Annotated in this window: 20 protein-coding genes; 1 reads left to right on the forward strand and 19 read right to left on the reverse strand. The window is 36.6% G+C overall.

All coding sequences use genetic code 11. The features are described 5' to 3' along the window. Window positions 1-91: 91 nt before the first annotated feature. The 8 genes from JNUCC51_RS02925 to JNUCC51_RS02960 form a co-directional block, all read right to left on the reverse strand. Window positions 92-2,356, reverse strand: coding sequence for a YheC/YheD family protein (locus JNUCC51_RS02925; RefSeq protein WP_337990758.1), 2,265 nt, complete (start codon window positions 2,354-2,356; stop codon window positions 92-94). Window positions 2,357-2,859: 503 nt separating this feature from the next. Then, window positions 2,860-3,291: a hypothetical protein gene (locus tag JNUCC51_RS02930; RefSeq protein WP_337990759.1), complete on the reverse strand. Its 432-nt coding sequence runs from the start codon at window positions 3,289-3,291 to the stop codon at window positions 2,860-2,862. Window positions 3,292-3,466: 175 nt separating this feature from the next. Beyond that, window positions 3,467-3,802, reverse strand: coding sequence for a DMT family transporter (locus JNUCC51_RS02935; protein WP_100544325.1), 336 nt, complete (start codon window positions 3,800-3,802; stop codon window positions 3,467-3,469). 14 nt (window positions 3,803-3,816) lie between these two features. Beyond that, window positions 3,817-4,143 carry a DMT family transporter gene (locus JNUCC51_RS02940; RefSeq protein WP_337990760.1) on the reverse strand — a complete coding sequence of 109 codons (327 nt, stop codon included), beginning with the start codon at window positions 4,141-4,143 and terminating at the stop codon, window positions 3,817-3,819. 5 nt (window positions 4,144-4,148) lie between these two features. Then, window positions 4,149-4,679, reverse strand: a complete 531-nt coding sequence (locus JNUCC51_RS02945; protein ID WP_337990761.1) for a TetR/AcrR family transcriptional regulator — start codon at window positions 4,677-4,679, stop codon at window positions 4,149-4,151. A gap of 194 nt (window positions 4,680-4,873) precedes the next feature. Beyond that, window positions 4,874-6,154, reverse strand: a complete 1,281-nt coding sequence (locus JNUCC51_RS02950; RefSeq protein WP_337990762.1) for a DUF5068 domain-containing protein — start codon at window positions 6,152-6,154, stop codon at window positions 4,874-4,876. Window positions 6,155-6,677: 523 nt separating this feature from the next. Beyond that, the gene (gene opuFB, locus JNUCC51_RS02955) at window positions 6,678-8,192 is read right to left on the reverse strand and encodes an osmoprotectant update ABC transporter permease/substrate-binding subunit OpuFB (protein WP_337990763.1); all 1,515 of its coding nucleotides are present in this window, start codon (window positions 8,190-8,192) and stop codon (window positions 6,678-6,680) included. Beyond that, window positions 8,185-9,150 carry an ABC transporter ATP-binding protein gene (locus JNUCC51_RS02960; RefSeq protein WP_337990764.1) on the reverse strand — a complete coding sequence of 322 codons (966 nt, stop codon included), beginning with the start codon at window positions 9,148-9,150 and terminating at the stop codon, window positions 8,185-8,187. The genes opuFB and JNUCC51_RS02960 overlap by 8 nt, the downstream gene beginning before the upstream one ends. A 718-nt stretch (window positions 9,151-9,868) precedes the next feature. On the opposite strand from JNUCC51_RS02960, the gene JNUCC51_RS02965 reads away from it, so the two are divergent. Then, window positions 9,869-10,594, forward strand: a complete 726-nt coding sequence (locus JNUCC51_RS02965) for a glucosaminidase domain-containing protein (RefSeq protein WP_337990765.1) — start codon at window positions 9,869-9,871, stop codon at window positions 10,592-10,594. Window positions 10,595-10,789: 195 nt separating this feature from the next. Here JNUCC51_RS02965 and JNUCC51_RS02970 read toward each other — a convergent pair whose 3' ends face one another. The 11 genes from JNUCC51_RS02970 to JNUCC51_RS03020 form a co-directional block, all read right to left on the reverse strand. Then, window positions 10,790-11,602 carry a C40 family peptidase gene (locus JNUCC51_RS02970; RefSeq protein ID WP_337990766.1) on the reverse strand — a complete coding sequence of 271 codons (813 nt, stop codon included), beginning with the start codon at window positions 11,600-11,602 and terminating at the stop codon, window positions 10,790-10,792. Beyond that, entirely contained in the window at window positions 11,599-12,384 is a 786-nt protein-coding gene (locus JNUCC51_RS02975) for a serine hydrolase (protein WP_337990767.1), read from the reverse strand. The genes JNUCC51_RS02970 and JNUCC51_RS02975 overlap by 4 nt, the downstream gene beginning before the upstream one ends. Window positions 12,385-12,393: 9 nt before the next feature. After that, window positions 12,394-13,326, reverse strand: coding sequence for a S66 peptidase family protein (locus tag JNUCC51_RS02980; RefSeq protein ID WP_337990768.1), 933 nt, complete (start codon window positions 13,324-13,326; stop codon window positions 12,394-12,396). Continuing rightward, window positions 13,323-14,270 carry an ATP-binding cassette domain-containing protein gene (locus JNUCC51_RS02985; RefSeq protein ID WP_337990769.1) on the reverse strand — a complete coding sequence of 316 codons (948 nt, stop codon included), beginning with the start codon at window positions 14,268-14,270 and terminating at the stop codon, window positions 13,323-13,325. The genes JNUCC51_RS02980 and JNUCC51_RS02985 overlap by 4 nt, the downstream gene beginning before the upstream one ends. Beyond that, window positions 14,260-15,315 carry an ABC transporter ATP-binding protein gene (locus JNUCC51_RS02990; protein ID WP_337990770.1) on the reverse strand — a complete coding sequence of 352 codons (1,056 nt, stop codon included), beginning with the start codon at window positions 15,313-15,315 and terminating at the stop codon, window positions 14,260-14,262. The genes JNUCC51_RS02985 and JNUCC51_RS02990 overlap by 11 nt, the downstream gene beginning before the upstream one ends. A gap of 14 nt (window positions 15,316-15,329) precedes the next feature. Beyond that, a complete protein-coding gene (locus tag JNUCC51_RS02995) occupies window positions 15,330-16,304 on the reverse strand; it encodes an ABC transporter permease (protein ID WP_337990771.1) in 975 nt (324 codons plus the stop codon). After that, the gene (locus JNUCC51_RS03000; protein ID WP_337990772.1) at window positions 16,304-17,248 is read right to left on the reverse strand and encodes an ABC transporter permease; all 945 of its coding nucleotides are present in this window, start codon (window positions 17,246-17,248) and stop codon (window positions 16,304-16,306) included. The genes JNUCC51_RS02995 and JNUCC51_RS03000 overlap by 1 nt, the downstream gene beginning before the upstream one ends. 387 nt (window positions 17,249-17,635) lie before the next feature. Next, window positions 17,636-19,297 carry a peptide ABC transporter substrate-binding protein gene (locus JNUCC51_RS03005; protein ID WP_337990773.1) on the reverse strand — a complete coding sequence of 554 codons (1,662 nt, stop codon included), beginning with the start codon at window positions 19,295-19,297 and terminating at the stop codon, window positions 17,636-17,638. Between the two features lie 331 nt (window positions 19,298-19,628). Beyond that, a complete protein-coding gene (locus JNUCC51_RS03010; protein ID WP_337990774.1) occupies window positions 19,629-20,693 on the reverse strand; it encodes a dipeptide epimerase in 1,065 nt (354 codons plus the stop codon). A 23-nt stretch (window positions 20,694-20,716) separates the two neighbouring features. Then, window positions 20,717-21,511, reverse strand: a complete 795-nt coding sequence (locus JNUCC51_RS03015; protein WP_337990775.1) for a M55 family metallopeptidase — start codon at window positions 21,509-21,511, stop codon at window positions 20,717-20,719. Beyond that, window positions 21,508-22,254, reverse strand: coding sequence for a M15 family metallopeptidase (locus JNUCC51_RS03020; protein WP_337992179.1), 747 nt, complete (start codon window positions 22,252-22,254; stop codon window positions 21,508-21,510). Before JNUCC51_RS03020 ends, JNUCC51_RS03015 begins: the two co-directional genes overlap by 4 nt. Window positions 22,255-22,315 lie beyond the last annotated feature (61 nt).

Consider the following 22,315-nt stretch of genomic DNA (forward strand, 5'->3'; position numbering starts at 1 on the left):
TGAAAATGCTCTCATACAAAGACTTATTTAGCATAAAAAATATCCCGAGTAATTGTTTCCTTCAAAAGGTCAATTACTAGGGATATTTTATTTACTCTTGATATTTTTGATCTAAAAATTTAATCGTATCAAACATATTCGTTTTACTAGCACCCTTTACTAAAATGGTGTCATGTGGTTTTATGACTTTCTCTAAGAGTGCATGCAATTCTTCCTTATTGAGGAAATGATAAATTTTAGTAGGATCCATCCCTTTTGCCTTCGCCGCTTCTCCCATTTCCTGCGTTCTGAAACCATAAGTTATGAATAGATCTATGTCTTGCTCATAAATGTATTCGCCCACTTTACGATATTCTTCTTCTCTCAAATCCCCTAATTCCCGCATTTGACCAATTATAGCAATTTTACGTTTCTTCGCAATATTTGTAAGTACATCAATAGCAGCACGTACACCCTGAGGATGAGAGTGAACAGTATCGTCAATAAGTGTAATGTTATCGCGACAGTTATAAATTGTTAATCTTCTAGGTGGTTTTTTGAAATTCAGCCCTTTTTTTATATCTTCTGGACTAAACCCTAAATAATCTGCAACCGCAATGGCATTAAGCGCATTATAAACATGATGTTCTCCTAAAATTGGGATATACATTGCAATTTCCTGTCCATGCAGCTTTATTTTAAATGACATACCGATGTCTTTATATTGAATATCATAAGCTTTATAGTTCGCTGCGTTACGAACACCAACCGTTAAAATTTTCCCTTTAAATTGCTGTTTCTCTAAATACTTAGAATTATCATCGTCCTTATTTAATATTAATAAACCGTTTTGATCCATTCCATGTATTAATTCCGACTTTGCTTTGGCCACTCCTTTAATATCTCCATCAAAGTTGCCCACATGAGCTAAACCGATATTTGTAATAATACTAATATTCGGTTGAATAATGCTACAATGATTCGTTATGATACCTGGATAAGCCATCCCGTACTCAAGTACAACCGCCTCATGTGAAGCATTAATTTCTTCTTTATGTTTTTTTGTATGCTCTGTTGTATTCCAATAATCTTTTGACTCAAAGATATTCCATTTTACCGATAAAATTGAGGCAAGGAATGCTTTTGATGTCGTTTTTCCAGCACTACCAGTAATTGCGATAATCGGTAAAGCTTTTCCTTTTGGTAAAACTTTTTCTTTTGGTGAAGCCTTTTCTTTTGGTAAAGTTTTTTCTTTTGGAGAAGCCTTTCCTTTTGGTAAAGCCTGCCCTCCAACTGAATCCTTATTTTTCTTACGCTGCAAAATCTCCCTTTTAATTTCGCCTCGGTTCTTAGCAAGGTACATTGCATACCTTATAGTATTGATGACCACGTCTAATTCTAAATAAAAAGCAGGAGGGCAACCTGGTCGCCAATTCACTTCATACATCCAAATTTTTCTTTGCTCATCTAAGCCTACATCAATGCCAATCTCATCAATAACTTCACCGAATTGTTCCATCTGAATATCATCTAAATGTCGAGCTAGTGACAGTGAAAAATGCTCTAGCATACGTCGAATATTATAAGCTTCTTCTTTAAATTCCTGCTCTAGAAAAGGATCTAAATAATTTGTAAAACCACCATTGTTAATATTAGGTATAATCGAACCATTTGGTGCAATTCGTGGATAAATCGTCGTTATAACCCATTTACCTTCACCGTTTTTTTGAACATGAAGACGAAAATCATAAACTTGACCTGATGCTGTTACGGATTGGATATAGGGTTGGACGATAAAGGTGCCTGTAGAAAGTTGTTCTCTAATTAAATCATCTAGCTGTGACTTTGAACAAACATTTGTTTCCCTATCCTTCTTTACCTCAAAGTTAGTTCTTCCTACTTTCGAAATAAAGTATATCCCTTTTCCCTTCCGGCCATCTATCGGTTTAAATACGACTTTTTCATTAAAAGCCATAAATTTATGGAGTATATCGACATTTTCCACAATCTCAGATGGAATTAAATACTTATCAAATTCCTTTGCTTCTTGGAGCCGCTTCATAACATTCCATTTATTTCCTATAGAATGAGTTGTAAAAGGTATTTCCTTTTTCAATTTCTCAATAATGTCTTTTGATACCGATAATTTTTCCGGACTTCCTGCATTGTATATAACATCTGGGAAGGGCATCACTTTTTCATGCCAATCACCATTTTCATATACCATTCCTCTAATGTAATATTTATCAAAGTCTACGCTTTTGGGTGTAAAGTAAAAAAATTGAGCCCCTTCAGCTTGTGCAACGGCCGCAAAAGCATATGACTTAAGAACAGTTCTAGGATCTAGCCGATGATGCAGCATTCCGATAATTGTCATTCATTAACCTCTTCCCTTCGTAAAATTCTCTTTCTAATAAATTCAAAGAATACAACGTGCACCTAGACAGATGCTCTAATTATTATGTTATTTTAGTAGTCTCAATTATGCCACGGCATAATTGCCGCTGCCGCTTTGCTTTCGCGCAGTAAACATTTGCCGCTGCCGCTTTGCTTTCGCGCAGTAAACATTTGCCGCTGTCGCTTCGCTTTCGCGCAGTAAACATTTGCCGCTTTCGCTACAGAAAGCATTTACCAATGTCGCTTTAATTCACGTAGATAAACAATGCATCCAGAATTGGCTTTGTGCTTAGGCCAGCAGATGTTTTTGTGTGAAAGCGTAGTGCTAACGTAGCGGCAGACACGATGTCGGTCATTTCAGTAATGCCACAGAACGTAGCGATCTTAGATTGAGTTCCTCTATTCAGCGGATGTCTTTTGTACCGAAAGGAAAGCGACAGGGAAAGATGTTTGGACACCAACTGAAATAAGTTGTAAATTTAATCATTCTTTGGGCTCAATAATAAATTTCTTTTTTAACATGTCAGGATTTAATAACTGAATCGCAGAAATACCACTTAATTCAATGGATTTTTCTGAGGATGTTCGCTCTAATCGCACAACCTCTGCCATTAAATTCGTATCATGCCCTCTATAATCATAGGCTCGCAAAAGCGAAACAGTACCTCGACATTGTTCTCTATCAATATTCTCTATGCGAAAAAACTCTGTTTCAAACTGCTTTACCGTATCCATTAATCTTAAATGAGTACCGTCGTGTCTTATTAAAAAAAAGGGAATTGTATCATTTCCCACTATTTTCACAAGCAGCTGACCAAAATATTTAGAATGAAAATCCTTTATGATATCCTGGAGTGCTTTTATATCGTAGAGCGCTTCACATAGAAAATGTTTTTTTGTGTTTTCATTATTCATTTCCCCAGCCCTCCTAAGTCTTAATGAGCTATCCTAAAACTTTGAAACAAATACAAACATATTTAACACCTCTCGCTATAATATGTAGCAATTAGGAATATGACGACTTTTTTCATAAATAAGGATTCTACAAAAAAAGAAAACGTCCATTTTCGAACGTTTTTCTTTTTGAATGTTAAGTTGTCGCATTGTGTTGGTCTCCCTGATTTAGAAGAATAACACCACCAATGATTAATACAATGCCTAAGGCTGAGTAAAGATTAAGAATATCTCCCCATACAACTATTCCAACAACCACTGTTAATGCTGTACCTATACCAGACCAAATGGCATACGCAAGGCTTAATGGTAGCGTTTTTAAGCATAGGGACAATGAATAAAATGAAATGCCATATCCCAATACGACAGCTATAGATGGACCTAGAATTGTAAATACCTCTGAAAACTTGAGCATCGTTGTTGCAAATACTTCACTGACGATGGATAACGCTAAAAATAGATAACCCTTCATTTACAAATTCCTCCCTAATGTCCGCTACCAGCAAGGTTAAGAATAACCACACCGACAATAATTAATAGAATACCTATTATTTTTTTTAGATTAAATGATTCCTTATAAAAGACTATACCGATTATCGCCGTTAGTGCCGTTCCTATCCCTGCCCATATTGCATAGGCAGTGCCAATTGCTAAAGATTGTAATGTTAGAGAAAAGAAATAAAAAGCTGTTCCATACCCAACCACTACGCCAATTGACGGGAATAATCGTTTAAAACCATTTGTTAGTTTCAGCATCGAGCTTGCAAAAACTTCTGAGATTATTGAAATAAATAAAAAACCAAAAGCACTCATGTATGTTAGTCCTTCCTTGTCATGTACATTAATTGTTCAAAGACACCTTTTGTTGCTTCATCAGAAATCAGTGCTATATTTAATAACTGTGAATAATACAATCCATCAATCGTTAACCGAATCAAATGCACAACGGATTGCTCCAAGCCATCTTGGAACAACTCGTCTAGTAAACATTCATAAACTGTTGAGATGGCTGAATGGTCATTTTGCATAATTTGAATCGCAATATTTAAAGCTGCACCATTTGCAAGATCATTTTGAGAAGCTAAAATAAATGCTCTCGTTAATCTCCCTGTCCCTTGCTCAAGGCTTGCGAAACGTTCATAGGATTGTATAACCTCGTTCATAATCGTTTCAGCGATTGCTGTTTGAAGGGCATCCTTCGTCTTAAAATGATACAATAAACCACCTTTGCTAATGTTCGCACTACTAGCAATTTTATCTAAAGTTAAAGTACTTAAATCATTGTCCTTTAAATATTGAATTGCCGTTTGGATAATATGTGAACGTTTTAAATCTGCTTTTGATGACATACAACCGCCCCTTTCAAAAGTAAAAAAACCGTCTGGACGGTCTTTTTTATTTTAAAGCTATTATTTCACATCGTCAATTACATTGATAATACGCTTCGAACCCGAATAGCATTTTCTTTTCGAACATTATTTTGTATTTTATTCTTTTGTCGCCAAGCTAAAACCCTCTCAATTAGTGAGAGGGCTCATGCATTTTATTTCGGTAATGTAAACGTTTCTTTTTTACCTTTTGAAGTATCCTCCGCGCCTTTATTTCGGATAGGACCTAGTTCAATTTCAAAGGCTTTATCTTTCCAGATTTTTTCGTACTGCTCTTTATCTAAAACGAAAACTTGTAATAGCTCGCCAGTTTCACCAGCTTTAATCACGTCATTATACTGATAATTTAATAGCATACCTTCGCTTAATAAATATTGCATGCCATCATTGACTGTCAATTTTGAAGACATAGAAGATAAGCCAATTTCACTTGTCGCTTTATTTTCTAGCTTGAATTTCACAGTTAATAAAGTGACACCATTCGTGAAATTAGAGAAACGAGGTGCTTCCACCTCATTAGGTGTAAATTGTGTAAACTGATATCCTTCTAGAATAGCATTTACATCCCCTATTTTCTTACTTTCATTGATGTCGCTTTTTTCCTTCGACATCTTCTTTTCACCCATATTGTCCAATGTTACTTTATCTTGATAAAATGACGAATTACTTGATACTTTTTTCGAACCACCCGTATTTAAAGCAAGATTAAATCTTCCTTCTGAACCAATAGTAGCGTCATATTTTTCTTTTTCAGTAAGCGGTACTGGAACCATTACTGTTACTGTCCCTAGTGCATTAATTTTTGCTAAATCTGTCTCACCGAATGGATATGCGATATACCCAGTTACCTCTTCACCCGCTTTAAGCAAGTAATCTGTTTGGTGGCTTAGTTTTGTTGGTAATTGATCTTCTTCAGGAATCAAATACTTATCATTCGTATAATATTTACTAGCACCCGTAAATGTAACATCTAAACTAGGCATGTAATAAACATCTTTATCCATATCATTCTTCACTGTATATTTAGCTAAAATGACGCCACCGTTATTTTCTTCACCAAATGGAATATTAAAATCTGTGTGGAAATCCTTTAACTCTACAACTGAATATGAATCAAGTGAAATTGAAACATTCTCCATTTTATGTACTTGTGGTTCATTGTTTTCAAAAAGAACTTTAGTTTTCCCTTGAGTTTCCTTTTCCATATAAGAAATTAAGGAAGCAAAGTCAGCTGAACCTTTAGTTGATTCTTGATCTTTTTTAGGTTCTTCCTTTTGGACTTTATCTTTATCTTTATCTTTATCTTGTCCTTTTTCCTCTTGTGTTTTCTTTGGTTCATCATCTTTCTTTGATTCGTCCCCGCCTTTTCCACAACCACTAAGAATGATTGAAGTTGATAAAATTAACGAAGACATTAAAAATAAACTCTTTTTCATTTCTTCCTCCAAATTGTATCTCTTTAAATTTCTTGGCTCAACTGTCAAATCGAATGATAAAAGCTATTTTTTGAGCTGATACCCATTTTAATCCATAATTATAACCAAAACAACTTGAACTGGAAGAAATTATACTATCGAAGTGATGAGCATCCAAATATTGTTTATTGAATAATTCTATCTTATTTTTGATTTTCCATTATTTCCTATATTCGTTATTTTTCGAGGTTGTTCCTTTGAATATTAATTATTATAGTACTAAAAAAACTATATAGCCCTTAGTTAGCAGATAATAAGTATAATATACCCAAGAATATAGTCACAGGTGAAATCAAGTATTTTCACCTTATCGTGATTGACGTTGTCGCTTCGTTTTTACGCAAATATATCCTCTTACAGATACGTTCAAGTTAAACTAAACACTTTGCCTTGGCTCTCTTCAAAATCCGAGACAAAACAAACAAAAAAGCTAGATAAAGAAAAACATCTCTTTTCTAGCTTCTTATATCACAAGATTTTCTTCTTATAATAGTCCTGCCTTTATTAAATATTCGCGGGCCACGTCTTCAATGTTTTGACCTTCTACATTTACTTGATAATTCATTTCGCGCATCTCATCATCTGTTATTTGACTTGCCAACTTATTTAAGGCTGTTTCAATCTCAGGATATTTTTCTAGCGTCTCTTTCCTTAGTAAAGGAGCTCCTTGATACGGTGGAAATAATTGCTGATCATCAGCCAAAACTTGTAGATTATATTGACGTATTTCACTATCCGTTGAGTACGCATCTAATAAATCTATATTCCCAGATTCGATCGCCTGATATCTAAGCTTTGGCTCCATCGTTGTTATGTTAGAAAGCGTGATACCGTAACGTTTTTGAATGCCCAAATAACCATCTTCTCTATCATTAAATTCCAATGTGAAGCCTGCTTTTATCGATTCTTGAATAGGCTTAATATCAGAAATATTTTGCAAATGATAGGTATCAGCTACTTCCTTTGATACTGCCAATGCATACGTATTGTTATATTTCATCGGACTAAGCATCACCATTTCAAATTTATTCATCATTCCTTCTTTCGCCTGATTATAAACATCCTCCTGATTATTATTGATGGCTTCCTCTTTTAAAAACTCTGAAATTGCCGTTCCAGTAAATTCAGGATAAATATCGATGCTGCCAGATTTAAGTGCATTAAATACAAAGGAAGTTTTACCAAGTCCAGGTTTTAATTGCACTTTTAAGTCGGTTTCATTTTCAATAAGCAATTTATACATATTAATTAAAATCTCAGGCTCAGAGCCAAGCTTACCTGCAATGACAATTTCTTCTTTCTCTTTGAAGTTTAGTAACGGGAAGATAATCATTAATAATGCCACAACACTAATAATACCTAATGCTGTAATAGTTTTTTTAAATGACAGTAATTCTAGTTTTTTTAGTAAGAAATCGAACACTAAAGCTAAAATCGCCGCAGGTACTGCACCTAAAATAATAAGTGCCGTATTATTTCGGTCAATTCCAAGCAAAATGATATCCCCTAAGCCTCCAGCCCCGATTAATGCTGCTAATGTTGCCGTTCCGACGATTAATACCATAGCTGTTCTAATCCCTGCCATGATAACAGGCATAGCAAGAGGCAATTCTACTTTCACTAATCGTTTTCGAGTATTCATTCCCATCGCCATCGCTGCTTCTTTTAAAGACGGATCTACTTCGTTTATCCCAGTAAATGTATTACGTAAAATCGGAAGAAGTGCATAAACAACTAAGGCAATAATTGCAGGTATTTTTCCGATGCCGAACAATGGAATCAATAATCCTAATAAAGCTAATGAAGGAATCGTTTGTAAAACTGCACTAATACCAATAATACTTTCTGCTATTTTCTTTTTATTCGTTAAATAGATTCCTAGAGGAATAGTAATCACCACTGCAAAAAATAGTGCAATGAAGGAAATTTGAATATGCTCTACTAAAGACGCTAATAGCTGGCCTTTTCGTTCGCTAAACACATCAAGAAAATTAGCCATTTAAATTACCTCTTTCTAAGGAATCATGTGCTAAATACTGAAATATGGATGCTCTCGTGACAATGCCAATTATTTCTCCGTTCTCTTCCACACCTATACATTCATCATGAGCTAATTTTTGAAGAATGGTGTTCAAAGAATCCTTGGAAGAAATGATGTTCTCTCGATTTCTTTGATAAATCTCATCAGCAATTGGTTCAATTACAGCTTGGATATGGAAAGTATTTATCCCATATTCTTTTATCCCAACAAATTCTCGAACGAAATCATTAACGGGATTTTGTATGATTTCATGAGGGGTACCAATCTGTACGATTTCCCCATCCTTCATTACACATATCCGATCGCCTAATTTTAAGGCCTCTTGCATATCGTGCGAAACAAAGACGATCGTTTTTTGTATCGTTTGCTGAAGCTTAAGAAGGTCATCTTGTAATTTTGTACGGCTAATCGGATCTAAAGCACTAAAAGGCTCATCCATTAAAATGATTTCGGGATCAGCTGCTAATGCACGAACAACACCAACTCTTTGTTGCTCACCACCAGAAAGCTCTTTTGGCTTGCGCTGACTATATTTATCGGGTTCAAGTCCAACCATTTCTAATAACTCACGGACTCGTTGCTGGATTTTCGGTTTACTCCATTTCTTCAATTCAGGCACAACAGCTATATTTTCTTCAATCGTCATATGGGGAAAAAGCGCAATTTGTTGAAGGACATAGCCGATATTCCATCGCAATTCATGTATGTTGTAATCACTAATTCTTTTACCATTAATACGGATAGTTCCTTCTGTTAAATGAATTAATCGATTAATCATCTTTAATAATGTTGTTTTTCCACAGCCACTAGGTCCAATAAGAACAAAAAATTCCCCCTTGTTGATTTCTAAATTAATAGCTTTCACCGCGATTTGGTCATTTACATATTTCTTTGTGACATTTTCAAATGCTATCATAGTATAAGCTCCTTTAAATAACGCTTCTCAAGAATCACACATTCATTGCGTAAACTCACTATATTAAATATATATTGTTAAAAAACTATAAAAGGGGTCGACTAGGGGCATACGATGGGTCGCTTCGTTCCAATCAACTACTTTTAATATGGAACGAAAACACCTTTAACATTTGCAAAACTTTGACCACTTTGGCATTCATTTAATGTTAATTAGAAATAAACTACTATTTTAATCCTCTTCATTTCATATACGTAAAGCATAGTAGGTCTAGAACTAACACTTTTTACAGATACATCGTGTTACTATATATATTTCACTATCTTAAGTCATTTCAAACTTATTTTTTTGTCTTATATCAAGACGTTAGACCTCTTGACGCTCTACTCTATTTATCTCATAATTTCCATAGAAAATCGTATTCTGTTTTAAGTAATAAGATTTCCTTCCAAAATGAATAGCTTTAAAAATGTTTATCCAACTATATTTAAACTGAACTTTCATTCCAAAAATAGCTAGAAAATGAGGAACAAAATGAGGGGTTTTTTCGTTCAATTAATGATGTACTCAAATAGACATGACTTTATTTCTATTTATGACTATGTATAATTAGAAATATATAAAACTTTGTTACTGAAAAGAAAGGAGGAAGGGAGATGTTGTAATCTACCAACATCAATGAACAATGAAATACTTAATTAATTTTTTCAAAGGACTTATGATTACTGTTATCGTTATCTGTATTTCGATTTTTATGGTGACACAATTTTTCAATACTCATGAAACTACAGAGCCTGTAGTTGTCGATGATAGCCCTAGTGTAGAAGAGTTTATTGGCTCTATTGCAGAAATTGCTAGGAAACAAGGAGCTGAAAATGACTTATATGCATCGGTTATTATTGCGCAAGCCGTGTTAGAAAGTGAGCATGGACAAAGTGGTCTTGGATCTGCTCCAAATAACAATTTATTTGGTATGAAAGGTAGTTATCAAAATAACTCCGTAACATTGGAAACATCTGAGGATGATGGTTCTGGTAATATGACAAAGGTGATGGCGGCATTTCGCAAATACCCTTCCTATGAAGCTTCCATACAAGATTATGTGAAATTAATGCGTAATGGTGTTTCCTGGAACAAAAATTTCTATGCAGGAGTTTTTAAAAGCAATACAAAGTCTTATACAGATGCTACGAAGTTTTTAACAGGCTCCTATGCAACAGATTCACAATATAATGAAAAACTTAATGCAGTAATTGCAAAGTATGATTTACAACAGTATGACAGTCCTGTCAAAGATAAAAAAACAATTACCGTAGCTGATGGAGACTCTCTTATGCATATTGCAGAGGCTCATAATGTTAAAGTTACTTCCATTAAACAATGGAATCAGCTTCGTTCTGATAGACTTGAAGCCGGTCAACAATTAAATATTTACAAATATTAACCAAAACCTCCAAGCTGAATCAGGATTTATCCTTGTAGCATGGAGGTTTTAGTAATATTTGCTTTTCATCACTCTTTTAAACGCCAACATGAAAACTCATTATTAATATCTTTCTGAACATTCAATATCACTGTTTTATTAAGCCTTCGAGTCAACTCGTAAACTTATGATGATAAAATGTTTTCATTCAGAGGATTAAAATAAGCTCCCTACTGATGTTATTGTTGTTGCTAAATCTTTTCTATATAGCGGATGTAAATCATTCAGACTATTAATATTTACTTCATTTCCACCAAGTGATGAATGGACATAAAGATTATCTCCTATATACAGTGCAATATGTCCCGGGAAGTATAATAAGTCTCCTTTTTGTATGTGCTCTATGGATATTTCCTTGATAGGAAAACCTTCAACGATATTGGCATCGCGATAAATATATACCCCGTTTAGCATATATGCCATTGAACATAGACCTGAGCAATCAATACCTAGCGGCGATTTTCCTCCCCATCGATAGGGTGTTGCTAAATAACTCAGCGCTGTTTGGACAACATTTTCTCGTAATTGTTGCTCAGTTAAGCTGTTTTCTGGAATTTTATCTTGTAACCATTTTCTACGTACATAACCGATTTCCCCCGCCACTAATTGCACTGCTGCCCATTCCGGATCTAGCCCGTCAATGGAAACCGACCAGATGATTGAGCCTTTAACGAGTGTCATCATTTTAGTACTCTGAATTCGGGGCTGTTGCAAAACATCAGCGAAGCTTTGGTTAATAAAATGGTTTGCATTTTGTAGCCAAGTTTTCGTATTGGCTTCATCCACTAGTAAGTTATCTTTATGACAATACCCTTCATAGCGATAAGCGGTTTGTATACGTACCCAACTCTCATCTATGTCTTCCATGATTTGAACCGTCATTCCGTATAGTACCTCATCCACTAATTCTGAAGCTTCATCTGGCTTTTCGTGTAAATTTGCAATCATTGACGTCACAATGGCATTCATTCTATCATCTCCTTCCGCTTCACCAAATAATCATAAACAACTTTGGAAATACGACCAATTAGCTGCCTAGCTTGATCATTATTAGTAACCTCTGTGATAAAAACGCCAATAAGATAATCCCCAGAGCTGCTATATACAATTCCAACATCATGATCTACCGTATCAAGACCACCTGTTTTGTGAGCAAGTTTCACATCATCTACTAAATAACGCTTTAGTGATTCGTGTACACGTTGACGACTTAAAATATTTATCGTTAGATCACTAAACGCTGTTGATAACAAGTCTCTGTGATAAATTCTTGAAAATAGCAGTGCCATATCACGTGCAGACGTAGTATTATCAAAGCCTTTTGCTAGTCTTTCGAAATCCATCATCTTACGTTGAACTGTAGTTTGCAGAAGTCCAATTTCACGAAAATATTGATTGAGTGTATCCAACCCAAGAAAATCGATTAGTACATTTGTTGCTGTATTATCACTCGTAATAATCATCCATACTAAAAGCTCATAGATGGTACTTTGCTCTAGTCGCTGCTCATTAATTACACTAAATTCAACCCATTCTTCAGGTGCTATCATAATCTCTTGCTCTAATGATAGGTTGTTGTCTTCTACATAATTCAGAACAGCAAGTAGTATAGGCACTTTAATTAAGCTAGCACTGGAAAACGTGTCCTCTATTTTTTCACTAATATAAAAATGCTCCGTTTTGCAATCTTTCACAAACATATGCACTTTATAGGGTGCTTTTTGAAGAATCTGTGTAATCGTTTGCTTCATATTTCACACCTACTCTATAACTTTTATCATTTGATTCTCCGTGTCCATTGTAATAGTTCGACCTAATGGCAGTGACATCGTTGGTAAACAGTGGCCACAAGTAATGTCTTTAATGATAGGTATATTGAGTGGACCTAAAATTTCTTGAAAAATTGTTTGTAGTGATAAGCTATGCTCCGGATGTTTTGGATTTTCAGGACTGCAATTTGTCCAAGCCCCTAATAAGATACCTGCCACCTCGTTTAATTTGCCCGCCAATTTTAATTGAGTAAGCATCCGATCAACACGTTGCTCACTCTCGTCTATATCCTCTAAAAATAAGATTTTGCCCCTTGTATCAATTTCATAAGGTGTCCCAAGAGATGCTGTAACTAGTGTTAAGTTCCCACCAATAAGCTGCCCTGTTGCTTTTCCATCAGCAAGCGTTGTCATTGTATGTCCAAGTGGATTTTCAAGGTAATAGTCCGTACGTTCAGTTGCTGTTACACTTTCGATAAAGGATTTCCAAGTATATTCATCCATCTCCGGCCGAATAAATTCTGTAGAGGGCATTGGTGTATGATACGTGACGAAGCCGCATTGTTGGTTAAAAACGATATGTAATGCTGTTACATCGCTATAGCCAGCAAATACTTTTGGGTTTGCCTTAATCATATCAAAATCTAGAAGTGGTAAAATTTTCGTCGCTCCGTAACCTCCACGTATGCAGAAGATGCCGTCAATGTTAGAGTCTCTAAACATTTGATTAACTTCACAGGCTCTTAATTCATCGGAGCCTGCTAAGTAACCATGCCTTGCTCGACATGTTTCCCCAGCAACAACATTAAAACCTAACTTTTCTATACTTTTAACGGCAGGAAGAAATTTTTCAGGCGGGGTTGCACCTGAAGCACTTATAAGACCAATTGTGTCACCTTTTTTCAATGCCTTTGGACGAATCATTTGCTTACCTCCATTTTTAGTGAAGTTCGGTATCTTTCCAATTCCTCTTCATTGGCCAATACAAAGTGACCTTCCTCTATTTCGAAAAATGACGGCGGCTGAATGTCATAGTTATGCTGTGACGGATCATAGCTTTCTACGACTTTATCACGCTCTTTATAAGGATTTGGCTCAGGTACTGCCGATAATAATGCCCTTGTATATGGATGGAGGGGATTAGAAAATAGCTTTTCTGTCTCAGCTAGTTCAACAATTTTACCTTTATAAATAACAGCAGTCCTGTCCGTAATAAATCGGACTACAGATAAGTCATGAGCTATGAATAAATAGGTTAAATCATTTTGCTGCTGTAGATTTGCTAATAAATTTAATACTTGTGCACGAATGGATACGTCTAATGCTGAAATTGGTTCATCCGCAATAATAAACTCTGGCTCCATTACTAGTGCACGCGCAATGCCGATACGCTGACGCTGTCCTCCTGAAAATTCATGTGGGAAGCGACTAGAAAACTCCGGTAATAACCCTACATTTAATAATGCATCGCGTACCTTCTGTTGACGATCAGCCTCATTTTTAAAGTTTTTTGTATTAATAAGCCCCTCTGAAATAATATAGTCTACCTTTGCGCGTTCGTTTAGCGATGCCATAGGATCTTGAAAAATCATTTGGATTTTCTGTGTAATTTCTCGATCCCATTCTTTCGATATTTTGCCATTTAGTTTCTTACCGTGATACAGTATTTGTCCTTCGGTTACTTCATTGATACGCATAATTGCACGGCCTATTGTTGTTTTTCCAGACCCTGATTCACCTACTAAACCAAATGTTTCACCTTTAAAAATATCGAAACTGACATCATCAATAGCTATAAATTTATTTTTGCCTTTCCCAAAAACAACTTTTAAATTTTTCACCTCAACTAATACTTCATTATGACTCATGCGCGTATCGTCTCCCTTCTTCGAAAAAGGCTTGTAGCGCTTCAGGAGGCTCTACTTTCGGCGCAAGTGGATCTAATAGCCAAGTACGAGCGTAATGTGTGTCACTTACCTGGAAAAATGGTGGGCGCTCGACAAAATCAATCTTTAATGCATATTGATTACGAGGTGCAAATGCATCTCCTTTAATTTCTTGAAAAAGATTTGGTGGAGTACCCTTGATGGAATAAAGCTGCTCCCCTTTTGAGCCTAGTTGCGGTAATGAAGAAATGAGTGCCCATGTATAGGGATGCTTGCCATTAAAGAAAATTTCATCTGTCTTTCCCACCTCGATGACATCACCTGCATACATAACTGCAATACGATCGGCAACTTTCGCGACAACGCCTAAATCATGCGTTATATAAATGGTTGTTAGTCCATATTTTTGTTGAAGATTTTTCAAAAGCTGTAAAATTTGTGCTTGGATTGTTACGTCTAATGCAGTTGTTGGCTCATCACAAATTAAGATTTTAGGCTTACACGCTAGCGCAATAGCTATTACAATTCGTTGACGCATGCCACCAGAAAATTCGTGAGGATATTGCTTATAACGTTTTTCCACATCATGAATACCGACATCTTTTAACAATTTCAAAGTTTCTTCGTATGCTGCTTTGCCCTTTAAATTCTGATGTAAAATAACACATTCCTCAATTTGCTTGCCAATCGTTTTCAGTGGATTTAATGATGTCATTGGATCCTGTGTAACCATTGCCACTTCTTTTCCACGAATGCTAAGCCACTCCCGCTCGGTTCTAAACTGCGCTAAATCCTGATCATTATAGATGATCTGTCCCTGATCAATGTAGCCATTTTTATCGAGCAAACCCATAATTGATTTCATAAGAACGGATTTTCCTGAACCTGACTCGCCAACGATTGCAAGACTTTCACCTTTGTACAAATCGAGGGAGATATTACGAATGGCCGTTAACACTCTACCACGAAGTGTAAATTTAATGACTAGGTTTTGAATAGTTAAAATACGTGTTTGAGTTTGGATCACTTCCAACATCCCCCTTATACGTGATTTTTCGGATCTGCTGCGTCTGCAAATGAATTTCCTATAATATAAAATGCAATCGTAATGACACTTAATACAATACTTGGAAAAATGAGCTGATATCTTAATTCTGGAGACATCATGAGCACTCGTCCTTCATTGATTAAATTTCCTAAAGACGGCTCACTAATCGGTAGTCCTAATCCAATGTATGTTAAAAATACTTCTGAGCCTATTGCAAATGGGATAGCTAGACTCATTCGTAACATAATGACTGAAATGAGATAAGGTAAAAGATTTTTTAAAATGATTCGATAATCGGGTGTTCCTAAACATTTTGAGGCTAAGTTATACTCACGATCACGCAAAATCACAATTTGATTGCGTATAAATCTTGCCATTTCTACCCAGCCGGTAATACACATGGCAATAATAATGGTTGAAATACTTGGTCGCAAAATATAAGACATTAATATAAGTACGATCGTAGTCGGTACGTTATCAACGACGTTGTAAAGCTGTGTGATGGGCACCTCTAATTTCCGTGAAAAGCCCCAAAGCGTACCTACTGTAATACCGACGATAGCCTCTACTAAAGCAACCACACAGCCAATAAATAACGAGGTTCTTGTCCCTGCCCAAATACGTGACCATAAATCCTGCCCAATGGAATTTGTCCCAAACCAAAATTCAGCATTTGGTGAAATATTACGTGCTTGGAGACCTGTCTGCTCATCTAAATATATTTCAGTCGGTGATTTTTGCGCTGGTAAATAAGGCTGTAAAATCGTAAAAGCTACGATAATAAGCACGCCAACTAATAAAAAGACAGCGATGCGATTTTTCAAAAAGGATTTCCATGTTGAACGCCAATAGGAATAATTAGAATAGGCTGTTTCTTCAGCTTGACGTTCATCTACTTCCGCAAATTCGAACAATGATTCACGTGATTTGTTTGAAATATTGTTTATTTCCTCTGAATACATTCCCATTAACGTACACTCTCCCCTTTCCCCAGTTTAATCCGCGGATCAACAAGGGCCATTGCAATATCACCTAAAATTAGTCCGATAATTCCAAGTGAAGAGAAAACAAGCACTAAGCCTTGTACAATCGTATTATCCTGTCGTTGTATAGCATCTACGAGTAAGCCCCCCATACCAGGAATGGAATATAAGGATTCAATGTAGATGGAACCTGTAATGGTAAAAAGAATAGTTGCTGGTAAATACTGCGCCATCGGAATAAAAGCGTTTCGTAGTACATGTTTAAACATTAATGTACGTTCTTTGACCCCTTTTGCTCTTGCTAGTTTGATATAATCCTTGTTAAGTTCATCTACCATATAACGCCTCATCCACATAGCATAGGATGCAGTCGGCGCCAGTGCCATTGAAGTAAGTGGTAAAATCCACGTAATAGGCTTATACTCATCAAAAAGCATTGGTAAATGAAAAATTTCTGTAATATACATTTGAATGACTAAATAATAGACGGCGGCTGGCACCGCTACGATTATGACAATATAGCCAGTCCCTAAGCGGTCCAACCAGCGTCCCTTCATCTGGGCCATCAATATTCCGAGCGGAACTCCGATTAGAAGCGATAGTGCAACCGCACCTAAACCAAAGAGCAAGGAATACATGATTTTATCTGCAATAATCGTGACAACTGGCACATCTGTCCGATATGTAACGGATTTACCTAAATCACCATGAAACAGCTTAGCGTAAAAATTCCCTAACTGTACAAGTAACGGGTCGCGTAAACCTAAATTCGTTAAATATACTTCTTGTTGTGCAGGTGACATTTTATTCGCCGCTGCCCCTAAATAACCTTCTTCTGGCATTAAACGAAGTAATGAAAAAACAATCGTAATAATAATAAATAGTGTTAAAACTGATTGTAATAAACGTTTACCTATATACCACAGCATCATTTCATCCTCCTTCTCCAGAAAGACTAAAGGAGACGCCGACTTTTTTATTTCGGTATCTCCTTGAATCAATTTCGCCTTGGCGTAATTGCGTCCGGATTTTGAATTGTGCTCAGGCCTGCAGATGTTTTTTGCGCGAAAGCGTTGCGACAGCAGCACCGATGCAGGTCAGTTAGCCGGTTTCGCAGGATGCGAAGGTTTTAGGCTAACATCCTTATATTCATCCTTTCAAAATCCGTGACATCCGCCGGAGGCTTTATCTTCATTCAGTGGGTTGAATAGGAACCACATCTGCATTCACCACGCCACCTTCTAAGGTTGGAGTCTTCTGAATGAAGATAAATACTCACCGCTTATGCATTTATCTTGCAATGAAACACAATGTTTTTATTTCGCCGCTTTAGCTAATGCATCCGCACGCTCTTTCTCCCACTTCGCTAAAGCTTCTTTAAATTCCTCATTACTCATTGGCTTATCTAAAACTCGTTGACCTTTAAATTTCTCAGCAGTCACACCAAATGGAGAGTATTGAGCTTCAAATGGATTTAATTTAGAGGCAACATAGCCGCTCCCCCCTACTGAATAAGGGATAACAAATGCCTCATCAATTAAGAAGGCTTCCGCTTTTGCAAACAATTCGTAACGTTTTTCTGTATCGATCGTCGCCTTTGCTTCGTCCACTAAGTTTTGGTACTTTGATTTTCCATTTGCTTCTTTATAACCTTCAGCTAGCTCCGGTTTATTATAAGTACCGTCTGCAGTGAATGGATCCGTATACGTTGACGGATCGGCATAGTCTGGACCCCAGTTTGCTTCGAGTAATGCAAATTTACCAGGTTTACGCACCTCTGATAAAAAGCCTGTTGATGGTCCTGCCTCTATGATAATATCTACATAATCAGTACCTAATAATTTTTCAATCTGCTGTTCAACCACTTGTGAACGATTTGCCCAATCCGGCATACCTGAGTTATAAGGCATTACCACTTTTATTGGGAAAGTAACTTTTCCTTCAAGCGCTTTTTTCGCTTTTTCCTTGTATTCCAATGCCTTCTCCTTGTTGAAGGAGTCGTTATTTGCAATATCAGCTAATGGTGTTAACTGTGTATAGTCAACCCCCTCCACATCGACAAAGTTTTTTGGAGTAATCGTGTTGCTAAGCAAATCTTTTGGATTAAAAGGTTCTAAAGTTAACATTGCAGATTCACGATCAAATGCATGGAATAAAGATTTTCGGAAATCTTTATTATTGACCGCTTTCTTCCAATTTTCAGGCTCGTATTCTTCATCAAATTGCGGGTTAAAGTTTAATGCATAGAAATACGTATAGAAGTTATTTTGTGTTTGTCGAATTTGTGATTTTTTCTTTTCATCTTTAAACCACTCATCAATAATAGAAGTTGGTATACTAGCTGAATCGACTTCTCCTCGTAAAAATAATTCTGGTTCAACTGTAGCCGCTTCTTTATTGTATTTATAGCGAATACGATCAATCAGAACATTGTTTTTATCCCAATACTTATCATTTTTCACAAGTACTCTTTCATTTTGCGGCTCGAATTTATCTAAAATAAATGATCCGTTATAAAGGAAATTATCATTAGTCGTACCGAAACTATCGCCTTTTTCCGCTATAAACTTACCATTAACCGGGAAGAAGCAGACATAGTTCAACATAGATAGGAAGTAAGGTGTTGGCTTTTCTAAAGTATATTCTACTGTATGTTCATCTATTGCCTTTATGCCAACCTTCGTAAAATCTGTCATATCACCGTTATAGAATGCTTCCCCATTCTTTACGACCGTAGCAATCCAAGCTGTTGATGATTCATTTTTTGCATCAAGTACATAATGTAAGCCATCTACAAAATCTTGAGCAACAACATCCGCATACTCTTTACCGTCATGTGTAACCCATTTTGCATCGTCACGAAGCTTGAACGTCCAAACTGTAGCATCGTCATTTGATGACCATTCTGTTGCTAAGCTTGGTTGTACAACACCATACTTATCATACTCAATTAATCCATCGACCAAGTTCGCCGCCATAGCAAACTCATTCGTTTCAGAGGTCTTTAAGTAATTTAACGTTTTTATTTCCCCTGAATAAACCACGCGATACTCTGATTTTTTTCACTTGATGAATCATCACTACAGGCTGCACAAAGCATTACAACAAGACACACGAAAAGCAACCAATACCTTTTCATAATAAGCATCCCCCTAGTAATCTTATTTATCTACATAAAGAGACAGTGAAAATCCCACTATAGCGAAACAAAAAATAAAAGTGAGAGATCAACTATCCATAAAGCCCGATTGGTTCTATTTACAGTCAGTAGGGATGAAAAACCCCCTCACTGATTGAAGCTGCACTTTATTATGAAAATCCAATTCCAACAGCATCCGTCATCCTAATTCGATCATTTTCAAATATTGGACCACCAGCAATAGGATCTTTCGTACATAAGCTTGGTCCGTCTAAATCTACCATCGTGATATTTTTCTGTGATGCGGCAAAATGTGCAGCGGCACTAACGCTAATTTTTGTCTCTAGCATACAACCAATCATGCATGGTATGTCGTTTGCCTCAGCAATGTGGCAAATTTTCTGCGCTTGATAAATGCCTCCTGTTTTCATGAGCTTAATATTAATCAAATCTGCAGCTCGCTTTTCAATAATTGTATAGGCATCTTTTGCAGAGAAAACACTTTCATCTGCCAAAATATTTGTTAATGTATTAGCTGTCACGAATTGCATTCCAGCTAGATCATGACAATGAACAGGCTGCTCAACCAATTCAACATTTGTACCAGCATCTTCAAGTGCACCAATAATTTGTACAGCCTGCTTCGGTGTCCAGCCCTGATTTGCATCAACACGTAATGTTATGGCGTGTCCAACTGCATCACGAATGGCAACAACCCGCTCGACATCACCTGCAGGATCTTTCCCCACCTTAATTTTTAAAATTTGAAAACCTCGTTGTACAGCGGCTATACTATCCTTCACCATTTCTTCAGAATCATTAACACTTATCGTAATATCTGTTATTAATTCTTTCCGATAGCCCCCTAGTAATTTATACAAAGGTGTTTGATAGTACTTAGCAAATAAATCATAAATCGCCATATCTACCGCAGCTTTTGCGCTGGTATTTTGATAAATACTGCTGTCGATTCGCTCCATGATCTCTGTTAATTCTTCAATATCCATCCCGATAATGGTTGGCTTTATATACTCTTCTATGGCGTGCGAAATAGACCCTAGTGTTTCACCAGTAATAGCTGCAGTCGGTGCCGCTTCACCGATGCCTATTTGCCCCTCATCAGCATGAACATAGACGGCAATATTGTGAATGCTATGTACTGTTCTCAGTGCTGTTTTAAATGGTGTTATAAGCGGTGCCTCAACCTTTCCCACGACAATATTTTTAATTTTCATCGATTCACCTACCTTTTCGTTACTTATGTTAAGAACTGTAAAATTCGAAGTACCTCATAAAAATCATCCGTTACGAATTCCACGGTATTATGTGGCTTAAACGTAGCGTTCGGATAGAAAGAATTTCGATACGCTCGTGTATGATCTCGATAAATGATTTCCACTTCAAAGCGCTCAGGTAATGTCACTTGTAAATCTTCACGTGACACCTTCATCGAGTCCTCAACAAGTCGTTTCGTTTCCATAATCGTCAGCTGTGGACTCACGCTAATGGTCGCACTTCCTATCCCTTCTTTCGTGGCAAATGTGATGATGTTATCATTGATAGATTGAATCTCCTCTGTTAACCCCACATCTCCACTGACAAACGAAACGGGGACACCATGTAAAGCAGCCGCGTACGTATTTATTAAAAATTCACTCGCGTATTCACCATTGATTTTCACATCAGCAAAAACACAAAGCGTATGTGCTAAAGGATTACGCGCACTTCCTCCTTTACTGTGATAGCCAATAAAAACTGCCCGATCAAAGCTCTTATCAAGTCCCGCAACCATACACATCGGATCAAGCGTCCAACCTCGAATAACTTTGCAGTTTACTGGTAAATTTGAAATATCAAGATTGCGTGCTGAATCATGAGCATCCTTTAATAAAATTTCTGTCGCTCCACCAAGAATAGCCCCCTCTATAGCGGCTTCTACTTCCTTTGTCATTTGCTTTTGGAAAAACTGATAATCTGGCGCGTTTAGCTCCGTCTCACTCCAAGCTGTTGTACCAGTAATCCCTTCAATATCTGCACTAATATAGACCTTCATAGAAATCGAAACTCCTTTACATTATTATCTTGAATTATTGCTTCCACGGCCCCATAGCTAGCTTCTTGTGCACCTACACGTCTTGCCCATGAAACATTATTAAAATCGTAATGCCACCATTCCTCTGAATAATTCGTAAAGCCAACCATTGTCATACAGTTATATAGAAGACGTCGATGAACACAGGCTTCCCAATCTTCCTCTGGATGTTGTTCAAAATAGCGTGTCGCAGACTTTTCACTGATTTCATCAAATGCTGTACCTAAATTTAAAGCATTGCCATCTAAATCTCCTAGTGTCACATCAATCGCTCCACCTGTTAAATGAGGGGCAAAATGAGCATGATCAACGCTAGGAAACGCAACAAACTTTAGCGTTTTTTTTACAATCTCTTGCTCAGTAAAATGGGGAAAACGCTGTGCGATTTGTTTTGAAAAACTCGTAAACAAAAATTGCTGCACTTGGAACGGACGATAGCCATCATATAAGATAAGGCTATAATTTTTAGACAATAACAACAGCGCTTGTGTTAATCGTTCATACACACTCTGTCGTAAATAAATTGCTTGTAAACTGTTTGGTATTTTTTGATGATAGTAAATTGGTTTAATAAAAATCCTCGAATGTTCTTCTCCGATTTTAATTAATGGCTCGCCATTTTCACGAATTGCTGGCGTTGAGTCCCTTATTGAAGTTTTATTTACCTCAATAGGTTGAAAAACAGCGTCATATATAGTACACACCTCCAATTTCAGGTTTCGATAAATTTTCGGATAATTCAGTTTTTAATGAATGTATCATACC

The sequence above is a fragment of the Lysinibacillus sp. JNUCC 51 genome (genome assembly GCF_015999525.1).
Lineage (GTDB): Bacteria > Bacillota > Bacilli > Bacillales_A > Planococcaceae > Lysinibacillus > Lysinibacillus xylanilyticus.

Coding starts and splice junctions, on each gene's coding strand:
- JNUCC51_RS03000 (WP_337990772.1), bottom strand. CDS start 17,248: ATGCTGTGGTATATAGGTAAACGTTTATTACAATCAGTTTTAACACTA.
- JNUCC51_RS02970 (WP_337990766.1), bottom strand. CDS start 11,602: ATGAATGCCATTGTGACGTCAATGATTGCAAATTTACACGAAAAGCCA.
- JNUCC51_RS03010 (WP_337990774.1), bottom strand. CDS start 20,693: ATGAAAATTAAAAATATTGTCGTGGGAAAGGTTGAGGCACCGCTTATA.
- JNUCC51_RS03005 (WP_337990773.1), bottom strand. CDS start 19,297: ATGGCGGCGAACTTGGTCGATGGATTAATTGAGTATGATAAGTATGGT.
- JNUCC51_RS02995 (WP_337990771.1), bottom strand. CDS start 16,304: ATGGGAATGTATTCAGAGGAAATAAACAATATTTCAAACAAATCACGT.
- opuFB (WP_337990763.1), bottom strand. CDS start 8,192: ATGGCTAATTTTCTTGATGTGTTTAGCGAACGAAAAGGCCAGCTATTA.
- JNUCC51_RS02945 (WP_337990761.1), bottom strand. CDS start 4,679: ATGTCATCAAAAGCAGATTTAAAACGTTCACATATTATCCAAACGGCA.
- JNUCC51_RS02935 (WP_100544325.1), bottom strand. CDS start 3,802: ATGAAGGGTTATCTATTTTTAGCGTTATCCATCGTCAGTGAAGTATTT.
- JNUCC51_RS02980 (WP_337990768.1), bottom strand. CDS start 13,326: ATGATTCGTCCAAAGGCATTGAAAAAAGGTGACACAATTGGTCTTATA.
- JNUCC51_RS03015 (WP_337990775.1), bottom strand. CDS start 21,511: ATGAAGGTCTATATTAGTGCAGATATTGAAGGGATTACTGGTACAACA.
- JNUCC51_RS02960 (WP_337990764.1), bottom strand. CDS start 9,150: ATGATAGCATTTGAAAATGTCACAAAGAAATATGTAAATGACCAAATC.
- JNUCC51_RS02930 (WP_337990759.1), bottom strand. CDS start 3,291: ATGAATAATGAAAACACAAAAAAACATTTTCTATGTGAAGCGCTCTAC.
- JNUCC51_RS02925 (WP_337990758.1), bottom strand. CDS start 2,356: ATGACAATTATCGGAATGCTGCATCATCGGCTAGATCCTAGAACTGTT.
- JNUCC51_RS02950 (WP_337990762.1), bottom strand. CDS start 6,154: ATGAAAAAGAGTTTATTTTTAATGTCTTCGTTAATTTTATCAACTTCA.
- JNUCC51_RS02985 (WP_337990769.1), bottom strand. CDS start 14,270: ATGAGTCATAATGAAGTATTAGTTGAGGTGAAAAATTTAAAAGTTGTT.
- JNUCC51_RS02940 (WP_337990760.1), bottom strand. CDS start 4,143: ATGAGTGCTTTTGGTTTTTTATTTATTTCAATAATCTCAGAAGTTTTT.
- JNUCC51_RS02965 (WP_337990765.1), top strand. CDS start 9,869: ATGATTACTGTTATCGTTATCTGTATTTCGATTTTTATGGTGACACAA.
- JNUCC51_RS02975 (WP_337990767.1), bottom strand. CDS start 12,384: ATGAAGCAAACGATTACACAGATTCTTCAAAAAGCACCCTATAAAGTG.